The following is a 22604-nucleotide window of genomic DNA, read 5'->3' on the forward strand; positions in this document are numbered from 1 at the left end:
ATTATACAATTTGACTCATTGATTTTATTAATGAGTTTAAGTTTTAATGCTGTTTTTAAGTTTATTTCTAGAAGGATATAAGTTATGATTAAGTCTTGATAGACTAACAATAAAATTATATTATATTTTCTGCCAGAAACCACCCTCATTCTTTATTGCTTCTTATTGAGAATGTATCTGAATCAATTTTCCTATCTAAAATTTGTTTTTTTATAGATAAATGTATTCTTTTACTCATTTTTCATCAATTTACCTCCGTAATCACCGTTTGTGACAGTCAAGGGTGCGGAATGTGGGATCTATATTTTTCTGAATAATTAAGGCTGAGACAGATTGATCGGAGAAAATACTTGGGATTTCACTTCGCCAAAATTTCAATGCCAGAAAAACCTGAGTTAAGCGACCTTTGAAATTTCGCCCTACACTGTTTCCATACTTTTGGAGTTCTTTTAACGATGCCTCGTATAAGTCTTTATTCGTTATGTCAATCACTTTTAAGCATCTCCTAGTATATTACTTTTTGACTTAATTTAAACCTTGAATAGAGACAGAAGTGTAAATTTCTTTATCGTGCAATTTTTTTAAATACTGTGCAGGTGTGATTATATTACGCATTAAGGATTGGTATTTAGTTAGTGCTGGCATTATGTAATCAAGATGTTCTCCATCCTGTCCAGCTTCTAAAGGTGGTAGATCACTGATGGCTTCATCAACTCTGACTACTGGTGAAAGACCTAGTAAACCGCTTCCATCTGAATCACATACAGGTGTGGGAGGTGGAATAGGCTGTTTTTCTTGCTGCAAACCGATCAAAATTACACGCTTGCGCCTTTGTGGAATTCCATAATTTGCTGTATCTACTTTCCAAGTTGAAAGATTATCTGTTACTGATTCAAGAGCAGTTTTTATTTGCTGAAAAACTAAACCATTTTCCATACTTAATAAACCCATAACGTTCTCAAAAACAAAACCATCTGGATTTATTGCTTCAATAATTCGTTGATAATTTTTAAATAGTGAATTACGCTCATCCTGCATTGACCTAGCATTACCAGCAGTAGAAAATCCTTGACATGGTGGACCTCCCAAAACAAACAATTTAGAATCAGGTTTACTTTGTCTTGCAGCAACAGCTAATGAAACAATTTTTGAAAAAACTTGATCATCCCTAATATCTCCAACAATTACAGAAGAATCAATATTTTTAGCATAAGTTTCCAGAGCTATGCGCTCAATATCGTTAGCGACTATAGGTTGCCAACCAGCCCATTTGAATCCTAGTGCTAACCCCCCTGCTCCTGAGAAGATATCTACAAACATTCCCGGTGATCCTAAATGCAAGGCGATTTGATATGCCAGAAGTGGTGGAACAGCATTACCTATTTGTGTATTAATCGCAGTACGAGATCCCAGGAAACAAAAATTATCTGGGAAGCTTTGAAGCCTTGCTGCTTCACGTTGGCTAATGACCCGATGCTGACCACCTGCATAGTCATAATGGAGATGACAGCCATTACCAGGACGATTAAAGTAAGTGTTGATTGTGTAAGCTGGTGCATCTGGGTGTAATCGCCCATAGTAAGTAGAGCGGCTTCCCTTACCCTGAGCATAACTTTCTCGAATTTGAACTAAACGTTGAGATGGTATGGAAGTTGGAATATTTTTCCAATTACCTCCAGGTGGAATGTGTACCACCATTGCCAAGTCAAGGTCACTGAGTTTTGCTGAGTAATGATTTGGAATCATGAGGTTCTCCACATTGGATGATCAAGCAAGTTTTGGCACTCCTCTGGAGTAAGTTTAGGGAAAGATTGCATAATTTCAGCTAACCCTTGACTATCTAAACCATAAGCTTTAGCAACAACAATCTCAATTTCTACTTCTGCTGTAACATCTCCAGCTAGTTTTCGCTCAATCATTGGAACTAATTTTGTAGTCAATTCAGAGGTAATTGGTGGTATGCGAGTCTTGCGTAACACCCCTACAGAAACATGAGAAGTTGATAGCATCGAGCGAACTTGAAACTCAAAAGGTAGTGAGGACATAATACCGAGAAGAGTGTAAAGCTTTGAAAAATTATCTGTTCGGAAATGCGCTACACCAAGAGAATTACCTGTAACCCAGTTTTTAGGAATAATTGTTGCCTGAACCCTTCGCTTTTGAGTAGTTCTGCTCACGTCTCGCCATACAATTCGTGGATATTTCACTGATGGAGGAATATTTAGTTTCTTGTCTGGATCAATAAACATCGAAGGTTGGTTAACTCTAGTTAACCTTTCAATCATTTTTCCTTTAATAAATGGATAATAACCTTTTAATGATAAATAGCTTGTATGACCTGTTTCATCTAATTCTCGACCAGTCCACAATTGCCCTTCATCATTACCTTGCAAATCTCCAAGAGTTTCTAGTTCTGAGAATTTAAGTAGATGATTAAGTTGCGATTGATTGGAATAAACAGGAATAACATAAGAATTTGATTTTAAAAAGCTTTCAGATAAATTAAGTTCTTGATGATATTCTATGCAACTTAAATCTTTGTCAAATTTGTAAGTAAAAGTTTTTTGTCCTGGATTATTTGCTTGAATTGTGATATTAACACAAGTTTGATCAACACCTTCAAAAAGTCTGGATTCAGAGGGAAAGTAATCTATATATTTAATTGCATGATTTGTCAGTAACCACTTTCGTAAAGGTTCAGAATTTTGATCGCTAAGGAAAGATATCGGTGAAACAATTCCTGTAACTCCATGATTTGTTGTCAAATGGGTGGCAACTTCCAAGCCAATACGAGCAAGATTGATACCCCAACCCGCGAACATTTTTCTCGGCATTGACAGTGGAAAATTATTTTTTAGTTTTTGTGATAACGCTCGCAACGATTCAATATACATTGACTCTGTTTGCTCATCCAATCTTTCAAGGTCACGGCGATCTGGCTTAATAACTTCCCAGGGAGGATTGGTAATTGTAATGTCGAATTGTGGTTTATTATCTGTTTGTCTTCCTCTAAATTGGGATATAAAATAAGCAAAGCTATCGTGAGAAAATGCGCTCAGAGTAAAATTAATGCCGATATAATTGGCCATTTTCTCAATAGCCTGCTTTGCTTGAATGACTGCTTGCTCATCACAGTCCCATATTTCAATTCGCCATGATCGATTTGTCAGACTAGGAAAAATTAAAACACGCTCCAAAAGCCAAACAATTAATCGCCCGTCACCGCAAAATGGATCAATAACAGATAGCTCTCCAGTATTTTCTGTACGAGATGCAACAGTCAGAACACTATCAACCAGCCGTTCACCAATGAATTTTGGAGTGTAAAACTTACCAGTTGTCTTGATTAGAAGGTTATCTCTCCCAAGTCCTACTTGAGCAGCAGGTGTAGATTGAAGTATTTCTAGGTGATTCACGGTTGACTCTCTGGTTCAAAGTTGTTAATAATTTTAATTATATTCTATTTAGAATATAAATCAAGCATCTGGTTTGTCGGATTTAGGTCCTGGTTTGGGACTCCTATCTATATAATTGCGTAGGCTAGAAGCATCAATTAACCAGATTCCACCTGCACGACGAGCTTTTATTAGTTCTTGACGAATAAGTAGCCGAATGTGCTGGGGTGTATAACCTGATTCAAGAGAAGCTTCTGAAACAGTAATCATTTCGGTGTCAGTCATCTTTCCACAAGATTTTTAGTTATGTGTTGCGTTGTCCGCATTTATTAGTTTTGATCTAGAGTTAATTTTACTCTACTAATCTCCAGCTTTTTATAAAGTTGAGTTGATCGTATTTCCGATTTTATTTTGAGGAAGGAGAGCGATCGCAACGCACTCCGCAGGAATCGCATTTCTGGTGTTGTGAGTTTTGAGAGCGATCGCTTAAAAAAAATATATAATACTTATATTCTCAAGGATAATGCTCATGGAAATCCAAGAACTTAAAGCAATAATCAAAGAAAGCATCCGCGAAGTTTTGCGAGAAGAAAGAATGTTGCTCTGTCAAGTCCTTATACCCTATGTAAGTGATGAAGAACAAGAAGAACTAGATGAAATGCTTGATTCACCATCAGACTATGAAGATAAAGAATTAGTTGATATGACAGAGTGGGTGAAAAATGGCCATAAAATTTCGTAAGAATGCTATTAAGTTTTTAGAAAAAGCAAATCTTGAAGATGCTGAGAAAATCCAGGAAAAAATATCCCAACTTCTATATTTTGTCGAAGAACAAGCCATTATTCCCTTTACAGAACTTGATATTAAAAAAATGAAAGGAGATTGGGAAGGATTTTATAGATTACGTATTGGTAAAATCAGAATTGTCTTTACAGTTAATACCCAATCTGGTGAAGTTGAAATTTTCACAATTGGTACAAAAGGAGATGTTTATAATTAAATCAAGAGGAAGAGTAATTATGAATCACCATTACAGTATTTTAATTCAGTGGTCAGATGAAGATCAAAAATATGTAGTCAGTTTTCCAGAGTTTGGTCCTTATGCCCATACTCACGGAGAAAGCTATGCAGAAGCTCTAAAAAATGGAGAAGAAGTATTAGAACTTTTAATGGAAGAATATCAGTTACAAGAAAGATCACTTCCACAGCCTTTAATGGTAGGTTCTTCTATGACAATTGGTTAGTAACTTTTAATTGCTGAATTACCCGCCATTTTGCATCATCCAAACTAACATACCCAAAATTTCTTCCACAGGAGGTAGAGAATAATCCATTAAATCAATAGTAACAAGATCATTTTCCAACTTCAGGAAACGCCATTGTGTACCACTACTAATTACACCATAAATAACACGAAGGGGATTATTTTTAGCAGCATTAAATCTTTGCGCGGCCACCATCTCTGCAATACATTGTCCAAACCCAGTTCTTAAATCAGCCTTTTTTGCTTCAACAATGACAATTACCGGGGCTTCAATTTCTAACACTTCAGGAGAACTACTTAATAGAAAATCGCAAATTCCATTAAGTCCTACGGACTCATCAACTGTAAAATCTTCACCGGAAAATAAGCTAATTTGCCGATTTAAAATCTTTCTTACTTCTAATAAAACTGGGTAAATAATTCCTTCAGAACGAGCTTTTTCACTAGCAGAAGAAGAAATTGGTATACTTTCTTCAAGATATGCCTTGAGTGTAGCAGATGGTTCAATTTTTTCAATAGCAGGAATAAAACGCCCACCTTCCTGAGTTTTTAAACCAAAAGCTTCTTTAACCTTACCAATAGATGTAAATTGACTATAAGACATATCTTGTAACATTCCTAGTTTTATAAAATTACTCTTTGCGCCTCTGCGTGAGGCTAACTCTTATCCTAACTCAATTTTTATCAAACTGTGTCCCATCTGCAACCTCAATCTTTCATTGTCAATTCTCAACCTCTCATTTTCCTGTTCCAATCTAATTACAATATCTTGTAGATCTTCAACTTTTGATTTTTTCTTAATTGCTTCCTCAATTGCCACCTTGCGATTTTCCAAACTAAACCACTTTTGATAAATAGATGTGTGCATATTCACAGAATGACCCAAATTATCAGCAGCAGCTTTAATAGGAATCCCCATCAAATGCGCTCGAATTGCCCAAGCATGGCGTAAATCGTAAGGTTGAAAGGGAATCCCCACAAATCTAAACCATCTATCTGTACCATGTCGTACAGCGTTGATTTCTCTACTGGTAATTTTATTTTGGATTTTTGCTTTTAATAGTGCGATCGCTTCCGTATCCCCTTTTAAATTAAAACTTTCCACCCAACGCGGATATAATGGTAAAGCTTCCCTTTCTCCCGTTTTACATTCTTGATTCACACGCCATGTATTCATCGTATTTTCTGATGATAACCACCAATTTAAATCAGGATTAACAAAAATTTCAATCGGTCTTAATCCATAGGTTGCTAACATCCCATAAACCCAACGCCAAAGTTGCCAATTATTTCTATCTTCCCTAGTTGTCAACTTACTAGGACGATTAATTGCATAGGTTTCAAACTTGAGATATTCTGTTTCTATCTCTGCATCAGTAGGAATATCACGCTTACGTTGAGAAATAGCTTTGATTTTTAAATTACTTAATTCTGGAACTTCTAAACCAGAGCATTTACATAAAACCCTAATTACCTTAATTAATTCATTTTTTACACTATCGGAAGATGGGCAAAATTTCACAGCATCAATAAAATTGGCATTTATTGCTAATTTATCTTTTGGCAAATGTGTTTTAGCAATGTAGAAATAACTATTAAAAGTATTGTTACTTTTGAGAGTGCGTTTCCTAGTTTGGAAATAGTTGTTTTCAAACTCAGAAACCAACTCAAACATGGTGAGGAACTTAGCTTTAAATCTTGTTTTGCCTAAATATTTATCAGTCCAAATAAATTGTTTTCTGGCAATTAATTTTCCCAACTCATTAGCTTCTTCTTCTGCCGTATTTAAACCATCAAAACTAAAGGGAATACCCAAAGAAATATCATATTGCTTTGTGCCGCTACCGTTTTTATCAATATCACCTGGTTTAATAGGTAAGGTAGTTCTCAACTGTAATGAATTGCCGGATTTTCTGACAGAAACACTCACCCTAGCGGCTCTTAGTCTAGCATTAATTGCCTTTAATTCTGTTGTCAGTTTTGCCGTTAAGTGATTTTCCTGGTTTTCTACTGCTTGCATTCTGCCTAAATATCCCCCGTCGGTAATAGCTGTTTGGTGAAAATCGGCAAATGCTTCCTGTGTTCTGTCCATACCCTAGATTTACCCTAATAAAAAAACTGTTCACTCCAGACAATGATTGCGGCAAACATAGTTGAAAATGAACATTTTCCGGCTTTTAAAATTATCTTATTACTCTTTTCCGTGAAGGTAAAGCACAAGAAATCTACATCGTTACATCAGGTGAAATGATGGCGATGTATGCTGCAAACAACATCGCTCGTGGTGTACTTAAATATGCTCACTCCGGTGGAGTTCGTTTAGGTGGTTTGATCTGTAACAGCCGTAACACAGACCGAGAAATCGAATTAATTGAAACCTTGGCTGCACGTTTGAACACTCAAATGATTCACTTCGTTCCCCGCGACAATATAGTTCAACACGCTGAACTACGTCGGATGACAGTGAACGAGTATGCACCAGAAAGCAAACAAGCTAACGAATACCGCGCACTAGCTAAGAAGATCATCAACAACACTAACCTCACCATCCCTACACCTATCGAAATGGAAGAGTTGGAAGAATTGTTGATTGAGTTCGGTATTCTTGAAAGCGAAGAAAATGCTGCAAAATTAGTTGGTAAAACAGCATAATTCACTGCTAAGAAAGAATTTTCTAGTACCAGGAAAAAGGCAGAGAGCAGCACATCAAAAGCTCTCACCTTTGACCAACATTTCCCTATCGCTACAGGGGACTTCATGTCCCCAAACACCTCATCCCTATTTCCGTTCCTTTAGGAGCAAGAGAGATTAACAATGACTTCGACCGACGACAAGAAGATTGTTGAACAAAGAAAAGAACTAGTTAAAGAAGTTCTCAAAGCTTACCCTGAAAAAGCTGCTAAGAAGCGTGAGAAGCATTTAAACGTATTTGAAGAAGGTAAGGCTGATTGTGGTGTTAAATCTAACATCAAATCCTTACCTGGTGTAATGACCGCTCGTGGTTGTGCTTACGCAGGTTCTAAAGGTGTGGTTTGGGGTCCTATCAAGGACATGATCCACATCAGTCACGGTCCCGTTGGTTGCGGTTACTGGTCTTGGTCTGGTCGTCGTAACTACTACTTAGGTACAACAGGTGTTGATACCTTTGGTACTATGCACTTCACCTCCGACTTCCAAGAACGCGACATCGTGTTTGGTGGTGACAAGAAACTGACTAAATTAATTGAAGAATTAGATGTATTATTCCCCCTAAACCGTGGGGTTTCTATTCAATCTGAATGTCCTATCGGTCTGATTGGGGATGACATCGAAGCAGTAGCTAGAAACACATCCAAAACCATCGGTAAGCCAGTTATTCCTGTTCGTTGCGAAGGTTTCCGTGGTGTGTCTCAGTCTTTAGGACACCACATCGCTAACGACATGATTCGTGACTGGGTATTCCCCAGAGCAGACAAGGCTAAGAAAGACGGTACATTGAAGTTTGAAGGCACTCCTTATGACGTAGCCATCATTGGTGACTACAACATCGGTGGTGACGCTTGGGCCAGCCGGATTTTATTAGAAGAAATGGGTTTGCGCGTTGTTGCTCAATGGTCTGGTGACGGTACAATCAACGAAATGTTGATGACACCAAATGTGAAGATGAACCTCATCCACTGTTACCGCTCGATGAACTACATCAGCCGTCACATGGAAGAAGCTTATGGTATACCCTGGTTAGAATATAATTTCTTTGGTCCTACCAAGATTGCTGCATCTTTACGTGAAATTGCTTCTAAGTTTGATGCAAAAATCCAAGCAAATGCTGAAAAAGTAATTGCTAAGTACCAACCTACCATGGATGCGATCGTTAGTCAATATCGCCCCCGTTTGGAAGGTAAGACAGTTGCAATGATGGTTGGTGGTTTACGTCCCCGTCACGTTGTTCCCGCTTTCCAAGATTTGGGAATGAAGATGATTGGTACTGGTTATGAGTTCGCTCACAGTGACGACTATAAACGTACTACTCACTACATCGAAAACGGAACTATCGTTTATGACGACGTTACCGCTTACGAATTTGAAGAATTCATCAAAGCATTGAAGCCAGACTTAGTTGCTTCCGGTGTGAAAGAGAAGTATGTCTTCCAAAAGATGGGTCTTCCTTTCCGTCAAATGCACTCTTGGGATTACTCCGAACTTAGTAATGTTGGTAGAAAGGTGCGTTAATTTGAGGTTTTTTGGTTGGGGAATTAAGAGAGTTTAATTTTTAGACTAAATGGATTTTATTATGTTCTATAATAACATTGTTTGTGGATAACTGCAAGTAATAAAGGTCTGATTTTGTCTGGGTTTGAGATGGTTGTTAATTTGTGATGTTTGGTGATTTAGTTAAATAGGATAACTTTTTGTGGGTTGGTTTTATAGACTAAATAGTATGGTGTGTTAGTCTTGAGCAGCAACAGCAGCGTTAATATAACTGAAGATATCGTCAAGTTCCCCTATTGCCTCTAGTTCTATTGCTTCCTCTGGGGTGAGGGTATCTAATTTGTTTTTATCAAGCAGTTCTTGCATCCGTTCACCTAGCTTATCGGTAAATTTGAATAGCATGAGGTTGTTGATATGCTTGATGCAAATTCCTTCAGGTAGTAATTGGGACGGTTTAACTAGTGTAGTTGTCATTGGTAAATTATCTTTAATTTTCTTGATTTTATCATTGAATATTTGGGATGTGATATCTACACAGAATATCACTAACTCAAGGAGTTATTATAACATATTCTCTAAAAACAGGAGATAAAATAAACAATGTTTTATCACTTTCTATAGTTGTAACTAAATAGCGCCTCTTTAAAGACTGTAAACCATTAATTAATTCCATAGAAGATAAAGATAAACTTTCTCTTAATTGTTCTCTATTCACAGGTTGATTAGATTTACTCATTTCTAAAACTATCTGTTGTTCTACTGTTGATAGTCTATTAAATAGTTCACTTAATTGATATTTCATATTCTCTGTCAACAGCAACCCTTCACTTAAAAAATCTGATATCTTACCTTGGAAAATATTTCTAATTAAACTAGAAATATCTTGTAAATAAGCTGGATTACCTTCATATAAATTAATCAGGGTTGACCAGCTTTTTTCAATTCCAGGTAATCCTAAAATGGAAATGAGGCGGGTATTTTGATTAATTAACCAATGAGATAGGGTTTGTAGTTCTGTTTCGCGTCCGTAAAAGTGGGTAATTTTTGGTGCAATTGTTAAATCATGGTAGAATAATTGGCTGGTTGATTTTTCTTCATGAGATTGATTTTTATCAGGTTTAGGATAATTAGGACACCAGTTAATTTTAGTATTTATTAAACCAACAAATTGGGGAGAATTTATAACTCTTTCTAACGTCCAACAAAAATTATATTTATTAATATCTTCACCTAACTGTTCTGATAAAGTTTTAAATAACTTACGACTAACATCTCCAATATAGTTTTGACTATTGTATCCCGATTCGTCTGCTATTTGATTGTAAGTTTGACCTTGCCAAAGTCCTTTGAGAATAGCTTTTTCTAAATCGTCTAGATGTTCTCCCGTTTGTTTCTGGACTACTTGATCCACAAATTGTAATAACTCTGTAACATTCATATATTCTAGGCTGGGTAAGTATTACAGCAACAATTATAACTTAATTTCAACCATGAGAATCATACTTTTTCAGTGTTTTTTGGGTTACTGAGTTTATATTTCGTTATATAAATGCGAGAAAAACAGGTTTTTTTGGTGTAGAAAGTTCAAAAGAGAACATTTAGTATAAGAACTAGCTAAAACATAAGTACGGATATAAATTTATGGCTGACAATCAGGGTGTAACCTATGCAGTGGACTTAGTAATGTGTATTGATGGCACAGGTTCAATGGGTCATTTGATTGAAGAGGTGAAATCAACCGCTCTGAAGTTTTATGAGAAGCTAGAAGCCAAAATGAAGGAAAAAACTAAGAAAATTGACCAACTTAGAGCTAAGGTAATTGTATTTCGGGATTATTGGGCAGATTCACCAGAAATTGCGATGCAATGTTCAGAATTTTTCGATTTGCGATCGCAGTCCCCAGATTTTGCTAATTTTATCTCTCGAATTGAAGCTGAAGGTGGTGGGGATGAACCCGAAAACGGCTTAGAAGGATTGGGGTTAGCACTTAAATCCGACTGGCAAAAAGGGAATTTTAGCAAGCAAAGATATGTGGTAGTTGTTTACACAGATGCCAGCGCTCATAGTTTAGAAAAAGGTGGAAAACCTAGCAACTACCCTAATAATATCCCAAAAACCTTTGATGAATTGACAGATTATTGGCACGAAATTCCAGTATCAGCCAAACGATTGCTTTTATTTGCTCCTGATGCTTCACCTTGGACGGTTATGAGTAGCTGGGAAAATACAATTCATTATGTTTCCGCAGCGGGTAATGGATTAGAAGAATTAGAAAAAGATCAGATTTTAGATGCGATCGCTAACAGTATATAAGCAATGACAGTTAACTTAATCATGAAAATATGAGTGGTTAAGTTAAGTTTCTTAATTAAAATAAAAACTTCAACAAGGACTTTAGTAATGGTTATGACAAAATTTCAGTTCGTAGTAAATTTAGAAGTAGCTGAAAATAAAGGTGAAGATGATAACCTAATCGAATATTTTGAACGAACACAAATTTATTTGATGGGAGTATTTGATGGTTTAGGAGGTCGTTCTGCTGGTTATGGTGGTCAAACTGGAGGACGGATTGCTTCAGAAATAGCATCGAAAATTAGTAAAGAATTTTTCAAACAATGGAATGGTAAGATAACTTCAGAAAATGCTATAGAATTACAAAAAAAAATTTGTCAAGCACTAAAAAAAGCCGCAGATGATAATAATATGCGAACCACTTCATCTCGGCTTAAAGGTTCTTTAGTAGAGCATAAACTTTGCACAACAATTGCCTTAGCTAGTATTCCTAAACAACAAACTCAGGATAAAATTTTTGAAGTTAATTTAGCTTGGATGGGAGATTCACGAATTTATTTTCTTAGTCCCACTAAAGGATTACAGCAATTAACTAAGGATGATTTAGTAACTTCCAAAGATGCCTTTGAGATGCTCAGACAAGATCCACCAATGTCTCAATATTTAACTGCTGATATCAATCCCAAATGGCAAATCCATTTTCAGAATTATAGATTTGAAGAAGCTGGCTGTTTTCTAGCTTGTACTGATGGTTGTTTTCAGTATTTTTCTGCTCCTTGGGAGTTTGAAAAATTGTTACTAGAAACACTTTTAAATTCAGAAGGTGATAAAATAGAAGATACTAATTGGAGAGAATTAATTGATCAAAAATATACCGAAATTAAACAAGATGATGTTTCTTTAATTATTTATGCGGCTGGTTTTAATGTAATAAAACATCTTAAAAAATCTTATCAAGAGCGATTAAAATATCTCCAAAGTAACTTTATTGCTGATACAAATAACTATGATAGCTTAAAAAAGCTATGGGAAAATTATAGAATTGATTATGAATATTATCTACAATTTATTCAAGATATTCCACCTATTTCTCATGTAACTGGTATAGAAGATAAATCTTATATACCAGTTACACCAGTTACTATAGCTATTGCAAATCCAAGTACAAATAACCTGTTTGAACAATTTAACGAATTGTCTAAACAAAAAGCAGATGAAGAAGTTAAAAAGCTTTATGATCGTGCTAACTATTGTTATGAACATTCTCAGTTTCAAGAAGCGCGAAAATTATGTAACCAGGCTTTACAAATAAGACCAGACGAAATTAATCCTAAATATCTATTAGGATTAATTTACTATGAATTAGCAGAAAAATAGTATAATTATCAAAAGAAAAATCAATTTTTAACTGATGCTGCCTTTCATATTAAAGAAGTTATTAACCGTCCACCAGAAAAGTCAATGGAAATATTTGTAGAAGCATATCAAATTTTAGGTGGAATTTACTATAAATTAAAAGATTGGAGAAAATCGGTTGAATTTTATGAGGACTTTTTTAAATGTGAAGGTTCGGAAAAATATGTAAATTCTACGGATTTTGATCAGCACTTAGAGTTTTTTGTTGCTTCTCTTATTCAATCAAGGGTTGAGCAATGTCAGCCAGCCAATACAGCAATTCAGTTCTGTCTACGTATAATTAATAGTAGTTCAATTTTACCTTATGGCAAAAAACCTTCGATTTACTATTTTATGGCAAGTTTACAAGAAATAAAAGGAGAGTTTAACGCCGCATTAAATAGTCTAGAAATACTCTTGGAATTAGATTTGTATTCAGAGTATCGAATGGAACGAAAAGCAAAGGAAAAACATCAAAATATTTTGAATAGATTAAATAATAGGAGATAGTAATCAATGTCTTATAAAACAGGTGATCTAATTGCTGATAAATATTTAGTAACCCGTGAATTTGACAGCGCTAATGGTGGGCAATGTCAATGGGGTTTTGCTGTAAATATCAATGATGGTAATGAGTATTTTGTGAAAAAATTTCTGAGTCCCGTATATCCAGGAGAAAAAGCACCAGGAGGCGAAAAAAGTAAACAAAAAAAAAAGACCTCAAATAACTGAAGTACAGCAACAGATTAAATATCTTTATAATAATGGTACTTTACCTAAAAACGATAAAAATAAAGACGTTAAGAATCAGTTAATTATGAATTTTACACGGAAATTATAAATTTTTAACTCATGAAAAAAACATACAAATGTAAAAGTTGTGGCTGTGAAGTTGTATCTCTGATGAAACCTTCTGAATGTCAAGTTTGTGGAGGACGAGAATGGACGATACTAACTACTACTAAAACCGTTAATTTAGGAGATGAACCAATGGCTATTGATAAAGACTTATTATCTTCATTCAAATTTCGATCAACAATAGAGAATTTCTGCCAAACTGTTGGCTGGGATCTTTATAGTATTAATGATACAAGAGCTATCATGAGATTTAGTATGGATTCTGGTACTACACAAACTGTATTTATTCTCAAATATGATTCGACTCTAGAATTTTCTTGTCCAAGTAGTTTAAAATTTGATGATACAGATGATATACCGCATAGTTTATCTACTTGGCTATTGATAAGTAATGCACGATATAAATTCGGTTTTTGGTGTATAGAAAAGATAGAAGATAAGCAGGTTTTTTCAATTATTCATAATGCAGAAATGAGTTTAATTGATATTAATTATTTCTGCAAAATAGTTGATAGACTAGTACAAGAATGTGATAAATTTGAACAAACAATAGCAAACATAATGAATAGTTAATGGTAATTATAGCAGGCGAGGCGATCGCTACCAATTAATGACCTTCAAACGGTTGATCTTTGCAAATTCTTGATCAGCAGTCACTAAGCTTGCTGAATTTTGGATTGTTATTGCAGCAATTACTGCATCAGGTAATTTTAACCGATATTGCTGACGAATTTCGATAATCTTGTCAACTAATACCGGATCACCTGCTGCCAAACCAACAATTTCCACTCGCTGAATAAATTGTTGAAAAAGTTGGAGATCGCTTTGAGTTAGCCCAGAAAAAACCAAAAATTCAATCTGGCTAATAATCGAAATCCCAATCCAATTAGCATTTTGAAGTAATTGAATAAGTTGGGTATTACCTTGTAACAGGGCAATGATCGCATTCGTATCTAGCACATAGCGATTACCATTCATCTCTTAATGTCCTTTGCATCACTACTGCATCTCCTTGCCAATTTAACCGTCCTACCAAATCAGAAAAATCATACTTGAGATTTTGATCTTTAGATGGGACAACTGGATTAATTACCAGCACAATACTTACTTCTCCCGGATCAAGTTGTGTGGGAATGTCAAGATGCAAATGACCTGATGAATCCACTATCGTTGTAAGTTGAAGAACTTCCATTTTGATGTTAATAATTGGATATCAATTTTATTTTAGTCCAAACTCAAGTAACAATCATCATAAATGATAAATAAAATTCTGTAAATCCTAAAATCCTGGATATCCTGATAGCGAAGCGTGGCGTTAGCCATTTCAGACAATTAATGCTACAATAAACAAATAATTACTTGGTATCATATCATGATGATTACTCAAGCACTGGAATTACAACCTAACATCTTAGAAGATATATCAGAAGATATCATTTTCCCCCCCAGTGACCTATATAGTGATGAACCTCCCGTGGAAACAGAACTGCATCTCGAACAAATAATGCTCTTAATAAAATCTCTCAAATGGTTATGGAAAGAGAGAACTGATTTTTATGCTGTTGGAAATCTGAGTATTTACTATAGTCCTCATCAAAAGAAATCAGAAGATGTGAGAGGTCCAGATTTTTTCGTAGTTTTAGGAACAGAACGGAAAACTAGAAAAAGTTGGGTAGTGTGGGAAGAAAATGGTAAATATCCTAACCTGATTGTGGAAATTCTCTCACCAACCACAGCTAAAACTGATAGAGAAACTAAAAAAGAACTTTATCAAGATACTTTCCGCACACCTGAGTATTTTTGGTTTGATCCCTATAGCTTAGAATTTGCAGGTTTTTATTTAATACATGGTAAATATCAACCTGTAGAACCCAATGAAAAGGGACATTTATGGAGTCAAGAATTAGATTTATATTTAGGAATTGTTCAGGGTTTATTAAGGTATTTTACACCAGATGGAGATTTAGTTCCCACACCGGAAGAAAGTGCAGAATTTGAAGCTCAAAGAGCAGCAATTGAAGCTCAAAGAGCAACAATTGAAGCCCAAAGAGCAGCAATGTTTGATGAAAAAGCTCAACGGTTAGCAGCAAAGTTGCGAGAATTAAATATTGATCCAGATACAATTTAATTTAGATCCCATTTAGATCCCCGACTTCTTTGAGAAGTTGGGGATCTAGGGATCGATAATTCACGAATTTCCTCACTACTATTGATAATTAGACAACTTTGATGTTTGGTTGTTGATAATAATTTAAATAGATTTCCGTATTCTTCATACCCTTGTTGATATTTACCTGATACTTGATGCTTTGAAAAAATACAGTTAACATCGTCAATGATAATCAGATAAGAGTGTTTTTCTATGGCTTTTTTAAATTGTGAAAGTTGATGAGGTGAATTATCTGGAATAACCTGATCATTAGGGTAAATTGTCTCTGTGATTAGTTGTGTTAAACTGGGTAGAGATTTTAAACTTTTATAAATAACAAACTCAAAATTTTCTTTGATATTATCAACTAATTTTAAAGCTAAAGCAGTTTTTCCAATACCTTTAATACCCAGTAAGGTTATTAAATTACATTTTCCTTGGAGGATTTTTTGTTGTAGTAATGATAATTCTACTTTGCGTCCATAAAAATCACCGATTTCAGGTGCATCTTTTAAATCTAGATGAGAGGTTATCTGTTCTTGTTTATGGATAATTTCATGATTTTCTGGTGATGGTGCAGATTCTTTAAAAAAATTACCACTATTGATTTGTATTCCTTTAAAAATATTAGTTGAAGAGAAACTACATCTACCTAAAGTTGACTTGACATTAAATTTATTAACTTTTTTTCCAACTGCTTGAGATAAGGATTTCCACAGTTTACTGGCACTATCCTTGATGTATTTTTCGCTGTGGTGGTGTTCTGTGGCGATATCTGCGTAAGATCTACCCTGTAGTGTCCCTTCCAGGATAGCTCTTTGTAAATCATTGAGATGGTGTCCTTGATGCTCAAAGACTTGGTTATCTGCAATTTCAATTATCTCTTCAATATTTAACACTACTCCCCCCCTTCAAGTCAAGACTTTTTGATATTCTATCATGCTTTTAATACATCTTCTGGGGAGACTACACAGACAAAACCCATCTGCGCTGGTTGGAAATTTGGGCGTTGCTGATTAAGGGTATGAATTTTAGTCTCACGCAAAGGCGCAAAGACGCAAAGGTAAGAGTTTTAAAGGTTCAATTTGGGAATTTCATACCTCAATTCAGCAACGCCGAAATTTGTTAGCCTGGCGAGTGGAAGTCACGGCTACACAGACAAAACCCGCCTTCGCGGGTTTGGTGTAAGAGATAAATTTTTGACTAATGGCGTTTGTGAAGATTTTTATGGGTGACAGAATATTACTTTTAGAGACTTTTTCACGTTTTTACATACTTTTGAGGTCTTGACATCCTCTTTTGGGCGTATTAAATTCAGTATGTTTGAAAACTATTGTAACTTATTGTGGGTTGGGTAGTGAATTTCATATTTATCTACATTTACTCCCAATAACAATTTGTACGTTATTTGAACGGGGGAATTGACATGAATAAGATCATATCATCTGCGATCGCTTTTATGGGTGACATAATATTACGTTTAAAGACTTTTATATCACTTATACATACCTTTGAGGGCTTTACATCCTCTTTTGGGCATATTAAATTAAGTATGTTTTAAAACTATCGTAATTTATTGTGGGTCGGGTAGTGAATTTCATATTTATCTGCATTTACTCCCAATAAGAATTTGTACGTTATTCAAACGGGGGAATTGACATGAATAAGATCATATCATCTGCGATCGCTGTTTCTGCCATTACTGTATCTACTGTCTTTGGTTTAAGTTTAGTTAATGTTAACTCTTCCAAAGCTGGACAAAATCCTTTAGCTTTTTTCGGGAAAGAAACACGGTTAAGGAAAACTGGAACTAAATTCGTGACAGGAAAAACAACAGCCCCTGTTCACATCTGCAAGAGTGTATTGAAAGGATCTGAGTGTAAATATTCAAAAACTGTAAAGTATACCCATGAACTTACTTCGACTGGGAAAGTAGATCTTCAGATGCTTAGTGCGGAATCCGGTTTTAAATCTGGGAGTGAGTATTCTGAAACGGTAGAACAAACCCTAAAACTTGAACCTAATCAAGGTGCAAAGATTTATGTAGCTCCCACAGGAAATCAAACCACATGGGAATATCAAGAAGAGAAGCAAAAAGGTCAGTGGGTTACAATAGGAAAGGCATCGGTAACAATATGGAGTGGTGTAAAGATAAATTCCATGCGATGTACTCGTTGCTAGTCAAGGTGGTTGTGGATATTGATTGATGGATCTGATGCGTGACGCATTTTGTAAGTTGTAGTGACAAGACTGCCAGGGGAAACGCATCTAAATGTTTCCCCTGGAGTACAAGCCAACTGAAAAGACCGATCTCATAAAGTATTAAACAATTGATGGTAAATAATATTATGACATCCGATCAAATTTCAATAGAAGTCAATGGTAAGGTAGATGTCTTTCAACTGTCTGCTTACGGAAATGAGCAAGATCAAGATCAGACGGATCAAGAAGGAACTGTAAAAGTTAATGGAAATGAATTAGAACTTCAGGGAAGTCTATGGCGAAAAGTCAAGATTGACCATAAAATCACCCCTAAAACAATTTTAGAATTTGAATTTCAGGGTATTAAAGAAGGAGAGATTCACAGTATAGGATTTGATAACGATAATGTGGTGTACGATAAAAACCTTCTTAATGATCAAACGACTGACGATACAACTTTTCAGATATGGGGATCACAGGAATCAATTCCTAAATGGAATCCAATCACTAACGGTATTGATAGATATGCAACGAATTTGGGGTGGCATAAATACAAAATTTTATTAGAAGATCACTTCAACGGTAGGTTTTCTTATCTAACATTTGGTAATGATCAGGATGTTACTAATCCGACTGCCACTGCTAAATTCCGTGGACTGAAGATTTATGAAAACCCGGATACTCCTGAAGATCCAAATCCCGGACTTTTTGAAAAACAGCTATCTAATACAAATATTTATGCTATAAAGACGTACGGATCTTTTATATATATTGCGGGATCTACTAGTAAAAACCTAGATGGAAAAATTAATAATGGTAACAATGATGCTTTCATCAGTAAGTACACTCTTGAAGGTAAGCTGTTACGCAGTTAAATTTAATAAACGGCATTACCTTTATTTTTAATTTTGCGCTCCCATTTAATAATAAGACCTCCTTCATTTAGCAATTTATTTAACAACTCTTCTAGCTGTGATACTGATTCAAATAATCTATGAGCTATATATTCTTTTGCGGAATGCCAAACTAATTCAATTAAATTATAATCTGGACTATACGGTGGTAAAAATTCCAAAATAATATTTGGCATTTCTGACTCAATCCGAGCTAAAATATCTTTTCTTTTATGAAAACTGGCATTATCTAGAATAATAACTATCTTGGCAGAATTATTCTGAAAACTTTCAATTTGATTTCCTTGTTCTATCCATTCTTGTCTTAGAAAATTATTCAATGATGTCAACTGTTCATAAAAAACATCTGCGTTCCCCTTTTTTATGACAAAATTAATTCTTTTTTTGTCATGATAACGCAACCCTCCCATAATATTTACTCATCAAGAGTCTTCTTTGTCCCGTTACTTTTTTTCTGTTCCCTTTCTTTCCCCATGTTTTTCTTCTTATCACTCTCAAACTAAATCCACTTTCGTCCCAAAACCATACCTGTAAACGCTCTGGCGTTTCTTTAGTTATTTTTAAATATTCTGCCAATTTTTCTTTAAATAACTTCCGTTTCTCTGGATTCTGTTTGTCTTCCAAGCTATATCTTGCCCAAAGGTAAACGTACTTTTTTTTCGCTAAGATTCTCCTTACCTGAGAACCACTTAACTTAATTCCTGTTACTGATTCTAGATATGTTGCTAATCTAGCCGCTGTCCAACGACCAAATTCATAGCCATATTCTGCCGGCTCTTTTTCTATTATTTCTAATAATAATTCTTCATATTCTTTGGTAACTTTACGGAAGTTACCTTCTCTTCTTCCATCCAAAAAACTTTCTAGGTTATCAGGATCTCCATGTACTGCCCAATATGCTACTGTTGGATATGCGATATCTAAAAAATTACTAATTTCTTGGTAAGTTTTCCCATCATTCATCAACAACAAGATCAGTATCTTCTCTCTTATGTATGGGTTTTCTTGCTCTTTTAGGTTTTTTAATAGCTTTTCTCTCTGCTCTTGTGATAGATGGTTTTTTGCTGGCATACTTCCTGGTGATTGCTTATTAACTTAATTTTCTATTATACAATCAAGCTGCACAACAGCTTAATTTCGGTTCGACAGAACTGTTAGGATCACCAGGCGATGAATCCGCCAGGGCGCTGGCAATAAATACTGATGGTTGGATATATCTTGCCGGTAGTACCATTAGTGATAATAGTGATGTCTTTGTTGCACAATTGAAAGCTGATAATCAAGTGGCTTACTTCCCGATATACGGAACTAATAAAAATGAATACCCAAATGCTATAACAACAGGATTAGATGGTTCTATATATGTTGCCGGTTCGACTGGAGGACAGCTGGACGGACAAAATAATAATGGTGGTATTGACGCTTTTATTACAAAATATACAAGTGATCGTACTAAACCTAAAGTATGGACAAAGCTCTTAGGAACTAGTAGTGATGATTCTGTCAATGCTATAACAACAGGATTAGATGGTTCTATATATGTTGCCGGTTCCACTGGAGGACAGCTGGACGAGCAAAATAATAATGGTGGCATTGACGCTTTTATTACAAAATATACAATTGATGGTACTAAAGTATGGACAAAGCTCTTAGGAACTAGTAGTGATGATTCTGTCAATGCTATAACAACAGGATTAGATGGTTCTATATATGTTGCCGGTTCCACTGGAGGACAGCTGGACGAGCAACCCAATATTGAGGGTAATGCTAGTTTTGTTCGAAATATTTCGAATGATGAGGAGGTTACTAATAATGAAGCTCCCACAGCAAATGCAATTGCAGACCAAAACGCTAAACAAGATAACGTCTTTAATTTCCAACTTCCCACCAATACTTTCACAGATATTGATGCTGATGATGTTCTTACCTATTCAGCCACATTAGAAAATGGCGATGCTTTACCAAGTTGGTTAACCTTCAATTCTACAACTCGCACCTTTAGCGGTACTCCCACTAATGATAATGTGGGTAGTTTGAATATTAAGGCGATCGCTACAAATAAAGCCGGAACATCTGCTAATGATATTTTTGCGATCGCAGTCGAAAAAATCATTGACAACCAATCTACAACTGTAGGAACTCCAGGAGATGATAAATTAATTGCTACTCCTGGTAGTCAATTCGATGGTCAAAACAATATTGTATTTACAGGTGCAGGTAAAGATGAGGTAGACCTGTCCACTGTATCTGTTTTTCCCAACTCAGGTAACAATATCGTTGATCTGGGTAGCGGTGAAGATACAATTTTTGTGAATAAAGGCGATCGCGCTTTCGGTAGTGACGGTAATGACACCTTTAATGCTAAAGATGGTCAAGGTGGCAACCGCATATCCGGTGGTCTTGGGGATGATACCTTCTACTTGGGTAGCAATGACCGCGCTTTAGGTGGTGATGGTAAAGATATCTTCAGAGTTAGTCTTGGTGGTGGTAACTTAATTTCCGGTGGTGCTGGTGCTGACCAATTCTGGATTGTCAATGCTGAATTACCCTCTTCGGCTAATACCGTGCTTGACTTCCAACTGGGTACTGATGTCATTGGTATTCAAGGTGCTGTCAGTTTAGGTATTACCACATCCACACTCAAGTTAAATCAAGTTGGTGCTGATACTGCGATTGTCTTCAACAATCAAACTTTAGCGACTCTGACTGGGATTCAAGCCAGTAGCTTGAGTTTGACAGATTCTAAACAGTTTGTCTTTGCTTAGAATATAATTCTCCCATAGGGGTTTAGCGCGATGCGTTAAGCTCCTGATCTAGGGATATAGGGACAGCGATCGCTCGAATTAACCACCGAATACCTCATCCTGGAAATCCTGAAATCCTGGAAATTCTGATTCAGACAAATTCCCACAGCGATCGCTCGAATTAACCACCGAATCCTTCATCCTGGAAATCCTGATTCAGACAATTAATTACCGTCAAATTAACAACCTTATTTTAATGCGATTAGAGTTATTTCATATCCCCGACTTCTCTAAGAAGTCGGGGGTCTATTTCATATTTATTTTGGACTATAGGGCAGAGAAGAATGGTGTACAATAATACGCAATTTTCCATCACCACCTCTAATAAACTGCCAGGTTTTATCTACTGTTGTGACTTTACCTGTTTTATCAGTTATGGAAACATTACCCATAGTGGTAGCAGTATTACCAAGAATAAAAATACCAGCGTTGCGAATTTCCACCTTTCGCCATCCTTTGAGAGCAAAACCAGTATCTTTAGGGAAGGAGGAATCACCACCCACAAAATAAGACAAAGCTCCTTTGTGTGTCGTGCGGAAGGTCTGGTCTCCAGTTGTCAAGGTTGGCTTGAACAACACCAATCCCGATTGATAAGCATATGCTTGATCTATTATATTGTCAGCCAATTTTCTAGCAGCGGCTATCCCCTTTTCATCATAGGTGGTACTGATGGAAACCAATGCTTCACCCCAGGCTTTTTGAGCAGCCAGGACTTCAGCCTCAGTAATGGATATATTAACTACTGATGTCTTAGAATTTGATGAGGTCGGCTTAGTGGTGGTACTATTAACTTGACCATGAGCCATCAATGGCGCAGTAACCAACAAGGCTATAGTAGCAGCGGTTACAGAAAAATTGACTTGTAATTGTTTAAAGGGGTTGGTATGCATACTAAGAAGAAATATCAAAGGGGAAGTTAAAAAACGTCTCCACAACATCTAACAACCTTGTGCCAAATCAGTCCAATATTTACTATAAATAGTTACCATAAGTAATCATCTATGCTATCATTTAAATCATTTAATGATCTAGGATTAGCCATTTCAATGTGTGTTAATTTTCTGCTTAACGGGTGACAAGGCGGTTGATGAGATATGGGGCTTGTTCTTAGGGAACACCAAAAAATAAATTACCCAATTTTG

24 protein-coding genes and 2 pseudogenes are annotated in these 22604 nt (G+C 35.8%); 14 read left to right on the forward strand and 12 right to left on the reverse strand.

Annotated features, from left to right (window positions below; genetic code table 11):
* Positions 1-525: 525 nt before the first annotated feature.
* From dcm to AN486_RS02530, 3 genes are read right to left on the reverse strand one after another with little or no spacing between them, the layout of a single operon-like run.
* Positions 526-1746, reverse strand: coding sequence for a DNA (cytosine-5-)-methyltransferase (gene dcm, locus AN486_RS02515; RefSeq protein WP_053540137.1), 1221 nt, complete (start codon positions 1744-1746; stop codon positions 526-528).
* Positions 1743-3416 (reverse strand): Alw26I/Eco31I/Esp3I family type II restriction adenine-specific DNA-methyltransferase, encoded by a 1674-nt coding sequence (locus AN486_RS02525; RefSeq protein WP_290599094.1) that lies wholly within the window; start codon positions 3414-3416, stop codon positions 1743-1745. The genes dcm and AN486_RS02525 overlap by 4 nt, the downstream gene beginning before the upstream one ends.
* Before the next feature lie 60 nt (positions 3417-3476).
* Positions 3477-3680 carry a helix-turn-helix domain-containing protein gene (locus AN486_RS02530; protein WP_053540135.1) on the reverse strand — a complete coding sequence of 68 codons (204 nt, stop codon included), beginning with the start codon at positions 3678-3680 and terminating at the stop codon, positions 3477-3479.
* Positions 3681-3924: 244 nt separating this feature from the next.
* On the opposite strand from AN486_RS02530, the gene AN486_RS02535 reads away from it, so the two are divergent.
* The 3 genes from AN486_RS02535 to AN486_RS02545 are packed head-to-tail and all read left to right on the forward strand — an operon-like array spanning position 3925 to position 4640.
* Complete coding sequence (locus AN486_RS02535) at positions 3925-4137, forward strand: hypothetical protein (RefSeq protein ID WP_053540134.1); 213 nt, start codon at positions 3925-3927, stop codon at positions 4135-4137.
* A complete protein-coding gene (locus tag AN486_RS02540; protein WP_053540133.1) occupies positions 4118-4396 on the forward strand; it encodes a type II toxin-antitoxin system RelE/ParE family toxin in 279 nt (92 codons plus the stop codon). Before AN486_RS02535 ends, AN486_RS02540 begins: the two co-directional genes overlap by 20 nt.
* A gap of 19 nt (positions 4397-4415) precedes the next feature.
* Positions 4416-4640, forward strand: a complete 225-nt coding sequence (locus AN486_RS02545) for a type II toxin-antitoxin system HicB family antitoxin (protein WP_053541341.1) — start codon at positions 4416-4418, stop codon at positions 4638-4640.
* A gap of 18 nt (positions 4641-4658) precedes the next feature.
* Here the strand turns inward: AN486_RS02545 and AN486_RS02550 are convergent, their stop codons facing one another.
* Both AN486_RS02550 and AN486_RS02555 read right to left on the reverse strand, forming a co-directional pair.
* Entirely contained in the window at positions 4659-5264 is a 606-nt protein-coding gene (locus tag AN486_RS02550; RefSeq protein ID WP_053541340.1) for a hypothetical protein, read from the reverse strand.
* A gap of 60 nt (positions 5265-5324) precedes the next feature.
* On the reverse strand, positions 5325-6752 hold the full coding sequence (locus tag AN486_RS02555; RefSeq protein WP_290599101.1) for an integrase: 1428 nt from the start codon (positions 6750-6752) through the stop codon (positions 5325-5327).
* A 110-nt stretch (positions 6753-6862) separates the two neighbouring features.
* On the opposite strand from AN486_RS02555, the pseudogene nifH reads away from it, so the two are divergent.
* Positions 6863-7312: pseudogene (gene nifH, locus AN486_RS02560) on the forward strand (nitrogenase reductase); the annotation flags it as partial.
* A gap of 162 nt (positions 7313-7474) precedes the next feature.
* Positions 7475-8869: a nitrogenase molybdenum-iron protein alpha chain gene (gene nifD, locus AN486_RS02565; RefSeq protein ID WP_053540131.1), complete on the forward strand. Its 1395-nt coding sequence runs from the start codon at positions 7475-7477 to the stop codon at positions 8867-8869.
* A 216-nt stretch (positions 8870-9085) separates the two neighbouring features.
* Here the strand turns inward: nifD and AN486_RS02570 are convergent, their stop codons facing one another.
* Both AN486_RS02570 and AN486_RS02575 read right to left on the reverse strand, forming a co-directional pair.
* Positions 9086-9322, reverse strand: coding sequence for a hypothetical protein (locus AN486_RS02570; RefSeq protein ID WP_053541339.1), 237 nt, complete (start codon positions 9320-9322; stop codon positions 9086-9088).
* A gap of 76 nt (positions 9323-9398) precedes the next feature.
* A complete protein-coding gene (locus AN486_RS02575; RefSeq protein WP_053540130.1) occupies positions 9399-10286 on the reverse strand; it encodes a hypothetical protein in 888 nt (295 codons plus the stop codon).
* 203 nt (positions 10287-10489) lie between these two features.
* Between AN486_RS02575 and AN486_RS02580 the strand changes: the two genes are divergently transcribed.
* From AN486_RS02580 to AN486_RS02600, 5 genes are all read left to right on the forward strand, one after another.
* Positions 10490-11161, forward strand: coding sequence for a vWA domain-containing protein (locus AN486_RS02580; protein ID WP_053540129.1), 672 nt, complete (start codon positions 10490-10492; stop codon positions 11159-11161).
* 93 nt (positions 11162-11254) lie between these two features.
* Complete coding sequence (locus tag AN486_RS02585) at positions 11255-12517, forward strand: protein phosphatase 2C domain-containing protein (RefSeq protein WP_199924293.1); 1263 nt, start codon at positions 11255-11257, stop codon at positions 12515-12517.
* An 84-nt stretch (positions 12518-12601) separates the two neighbouring features.
* The gene (locus AN486_RS02590) at positions 12602-13045 is read left to right on the forward strand and encodes a hypothetical protein (protein WP_199924292.1); all 444 of its coding nucleotides are present in this window, start codon (positions 12602-12604) and stop codon (positions 13043-13045) included.
* Positions 13046-13051: 6 nt separating this feature from the next.
* Positions 13052-13267 carry a hypothetical protein gene (locus AN486_RS02595; protein WP_053540128.1) on the forward strand — a complete coding sequence of 72 codons (216 nt, stop codon included), beginning with the start codon at positions 13052-13054 and terminating at the stop codon, positions 13265-13267.
* A gap of 120 nt (positions 13268-13387) precedes the next feature.
* Positions 13388-13966, forward strand: coding sequence for a hypothetical protein (locus AN486_RS02600; RefSeq protein ID WP_199924291.1), 579 nt, complete (start codon positions 13388-13390; stop codon positions 13964-13966).
* A 27-nt stretch (positions 13967-13993) separates the two neighbouring features.
* On the opposite strand, the gene AN486_RS02605 is transcribed toward AN486_RS02600, so the two are convergent.
* Both AN486_RS02605 and AN486_RS02610 read right to left on the reverse strand, forming a co-directional pair.
* The gene (locus AN486_RS02605; RefSeq protein WP_053540127.1) at positions 13994-14371 is read right to left on the reverse strand and encodes a type II toxin-antitoxin system VapC family toxin; all 378 of its coding nucleotides are present in this window, start codon (positions 14369-14371) and stop codon (positions 13994-13996) included.
* Complete coding sequence (locus AN486_RS02610) at positions 14361-14585, reverse strand: hypothetical protein (RefSeq protein WP_015081312.1); 225 nt, start codon at positions 14583-14585, stop codon at positions 14361-14363. The genes AN486_RS02605 and AN486_RS02610 overlap by 11 nt, the downstream gene beginning before the upstream one ends.
* 180 nt (positions 14586-14765) lie before the next feature.
* Between AN486_RS02610 and AN486_RS02615 the strand changes: the two genes are divergently transcribed.
* The gene (locus AN486_RS02615; protein ID WP_053540126.1) at positions 14766-15521 is read left to right on the forward strand and encodes a Uma2 family endonuclease; all 756 of its coding nucleotides are present in this window, start codon (positions 14766-14768) and stop codon (positions 15519-15521) included.
* Here AN486_RS02615 and AN486_RS02620 read toward each other — a convergent pair.
* Positions 15518-16441 (reverse strand): NB-ARC domain-containing protein, encoded by a 924-nt coding sequence (locus tag AN486_RS02620; RefSeq protein WP_234413223.1) that lies wholly within the window; start codon positions 16439-16441, stop codon positions 15518-15520. The genes AN486_RS02615 and AN486_RS02620 overlap by 4 nt on opposite strands.
* A 760-nt stretch (positions 16442-17201) precedes the next feature.
* Here AN486_RS02620 and AN486_RS02625 point away from each other — a divergent pair.
* Positions 17202-17723 carry a hypothetical protein gene (locus tag AN486_RS02625; protein WP_053540125.1) on the forward strand — a complete coding sequence of 174 codons (522 nt, stop codon included), beginning with the start codon at positions 17202-17204 and terminating at the stop codon, positions 17721-17723.
* A gap of 167 nt (positions 17724-17890) precedes the next feature.
* Positions 17891-18619 (forward strand): hypothetical protein, encoded by a 729-nt coding sequence (locus AN486_RS02630; RefSeq protein WP_199924290.1) that lies wholly within the window; start codon positions 17891-17893, stop codon positions 18617-18619.
* Between the two features lie 2 nt (positions 18620-18621).
* On the opposite strand, the pseudogene AN486_RS02635 reads toward AN486_RS02630, so the two are convergent.
* Positions 18622-19729, reverse strand: a pseudogene (locus AN486_RS02635) (IS630 family transposase).
* A 194-nt stretch (positions 19730-19923) separates the two neighbouring features.
* Between AN486_RS02635 and AN486_RS02640 the strand changes: the two are divergent.
* Positions 19924-21423, forward strand: a complete 1500-nt coding sequence (locus AN486_RS02640) for a putative Ig domain-containing protein (protein ID WP_290599111.1) — start codon at positions 19924-19926, stop codon at positions 21421-21423.
* A gap of 296 nt (positions 21424-21719) precedes the next feature.
* Here AN486_RS02640 and AN486_RS02645 read toward each other — a convergent pair whose 3' ends face one another.
* A complete protein-coding gene (locus AN486_RS02645; protein ID WP_290599113.1) occupies positions 21720-22352 on the reverse strand; it encodes a hypothetical protein in 633 nt (210 codons plus the stop codon).
* Positions 22353-22604: the final 252 nt, after the last annotated feature.

This window comes from Anabaena sp. AL93 (assembly GCF_001672085.1).
GTDB classification, from domain to species: Bacteria; Cyanobacteriota; Cyanobacteriia; order Cyanobacteriales; family Nostocaceae; genus Dolichospermum; species Dolichospermum heterosporum.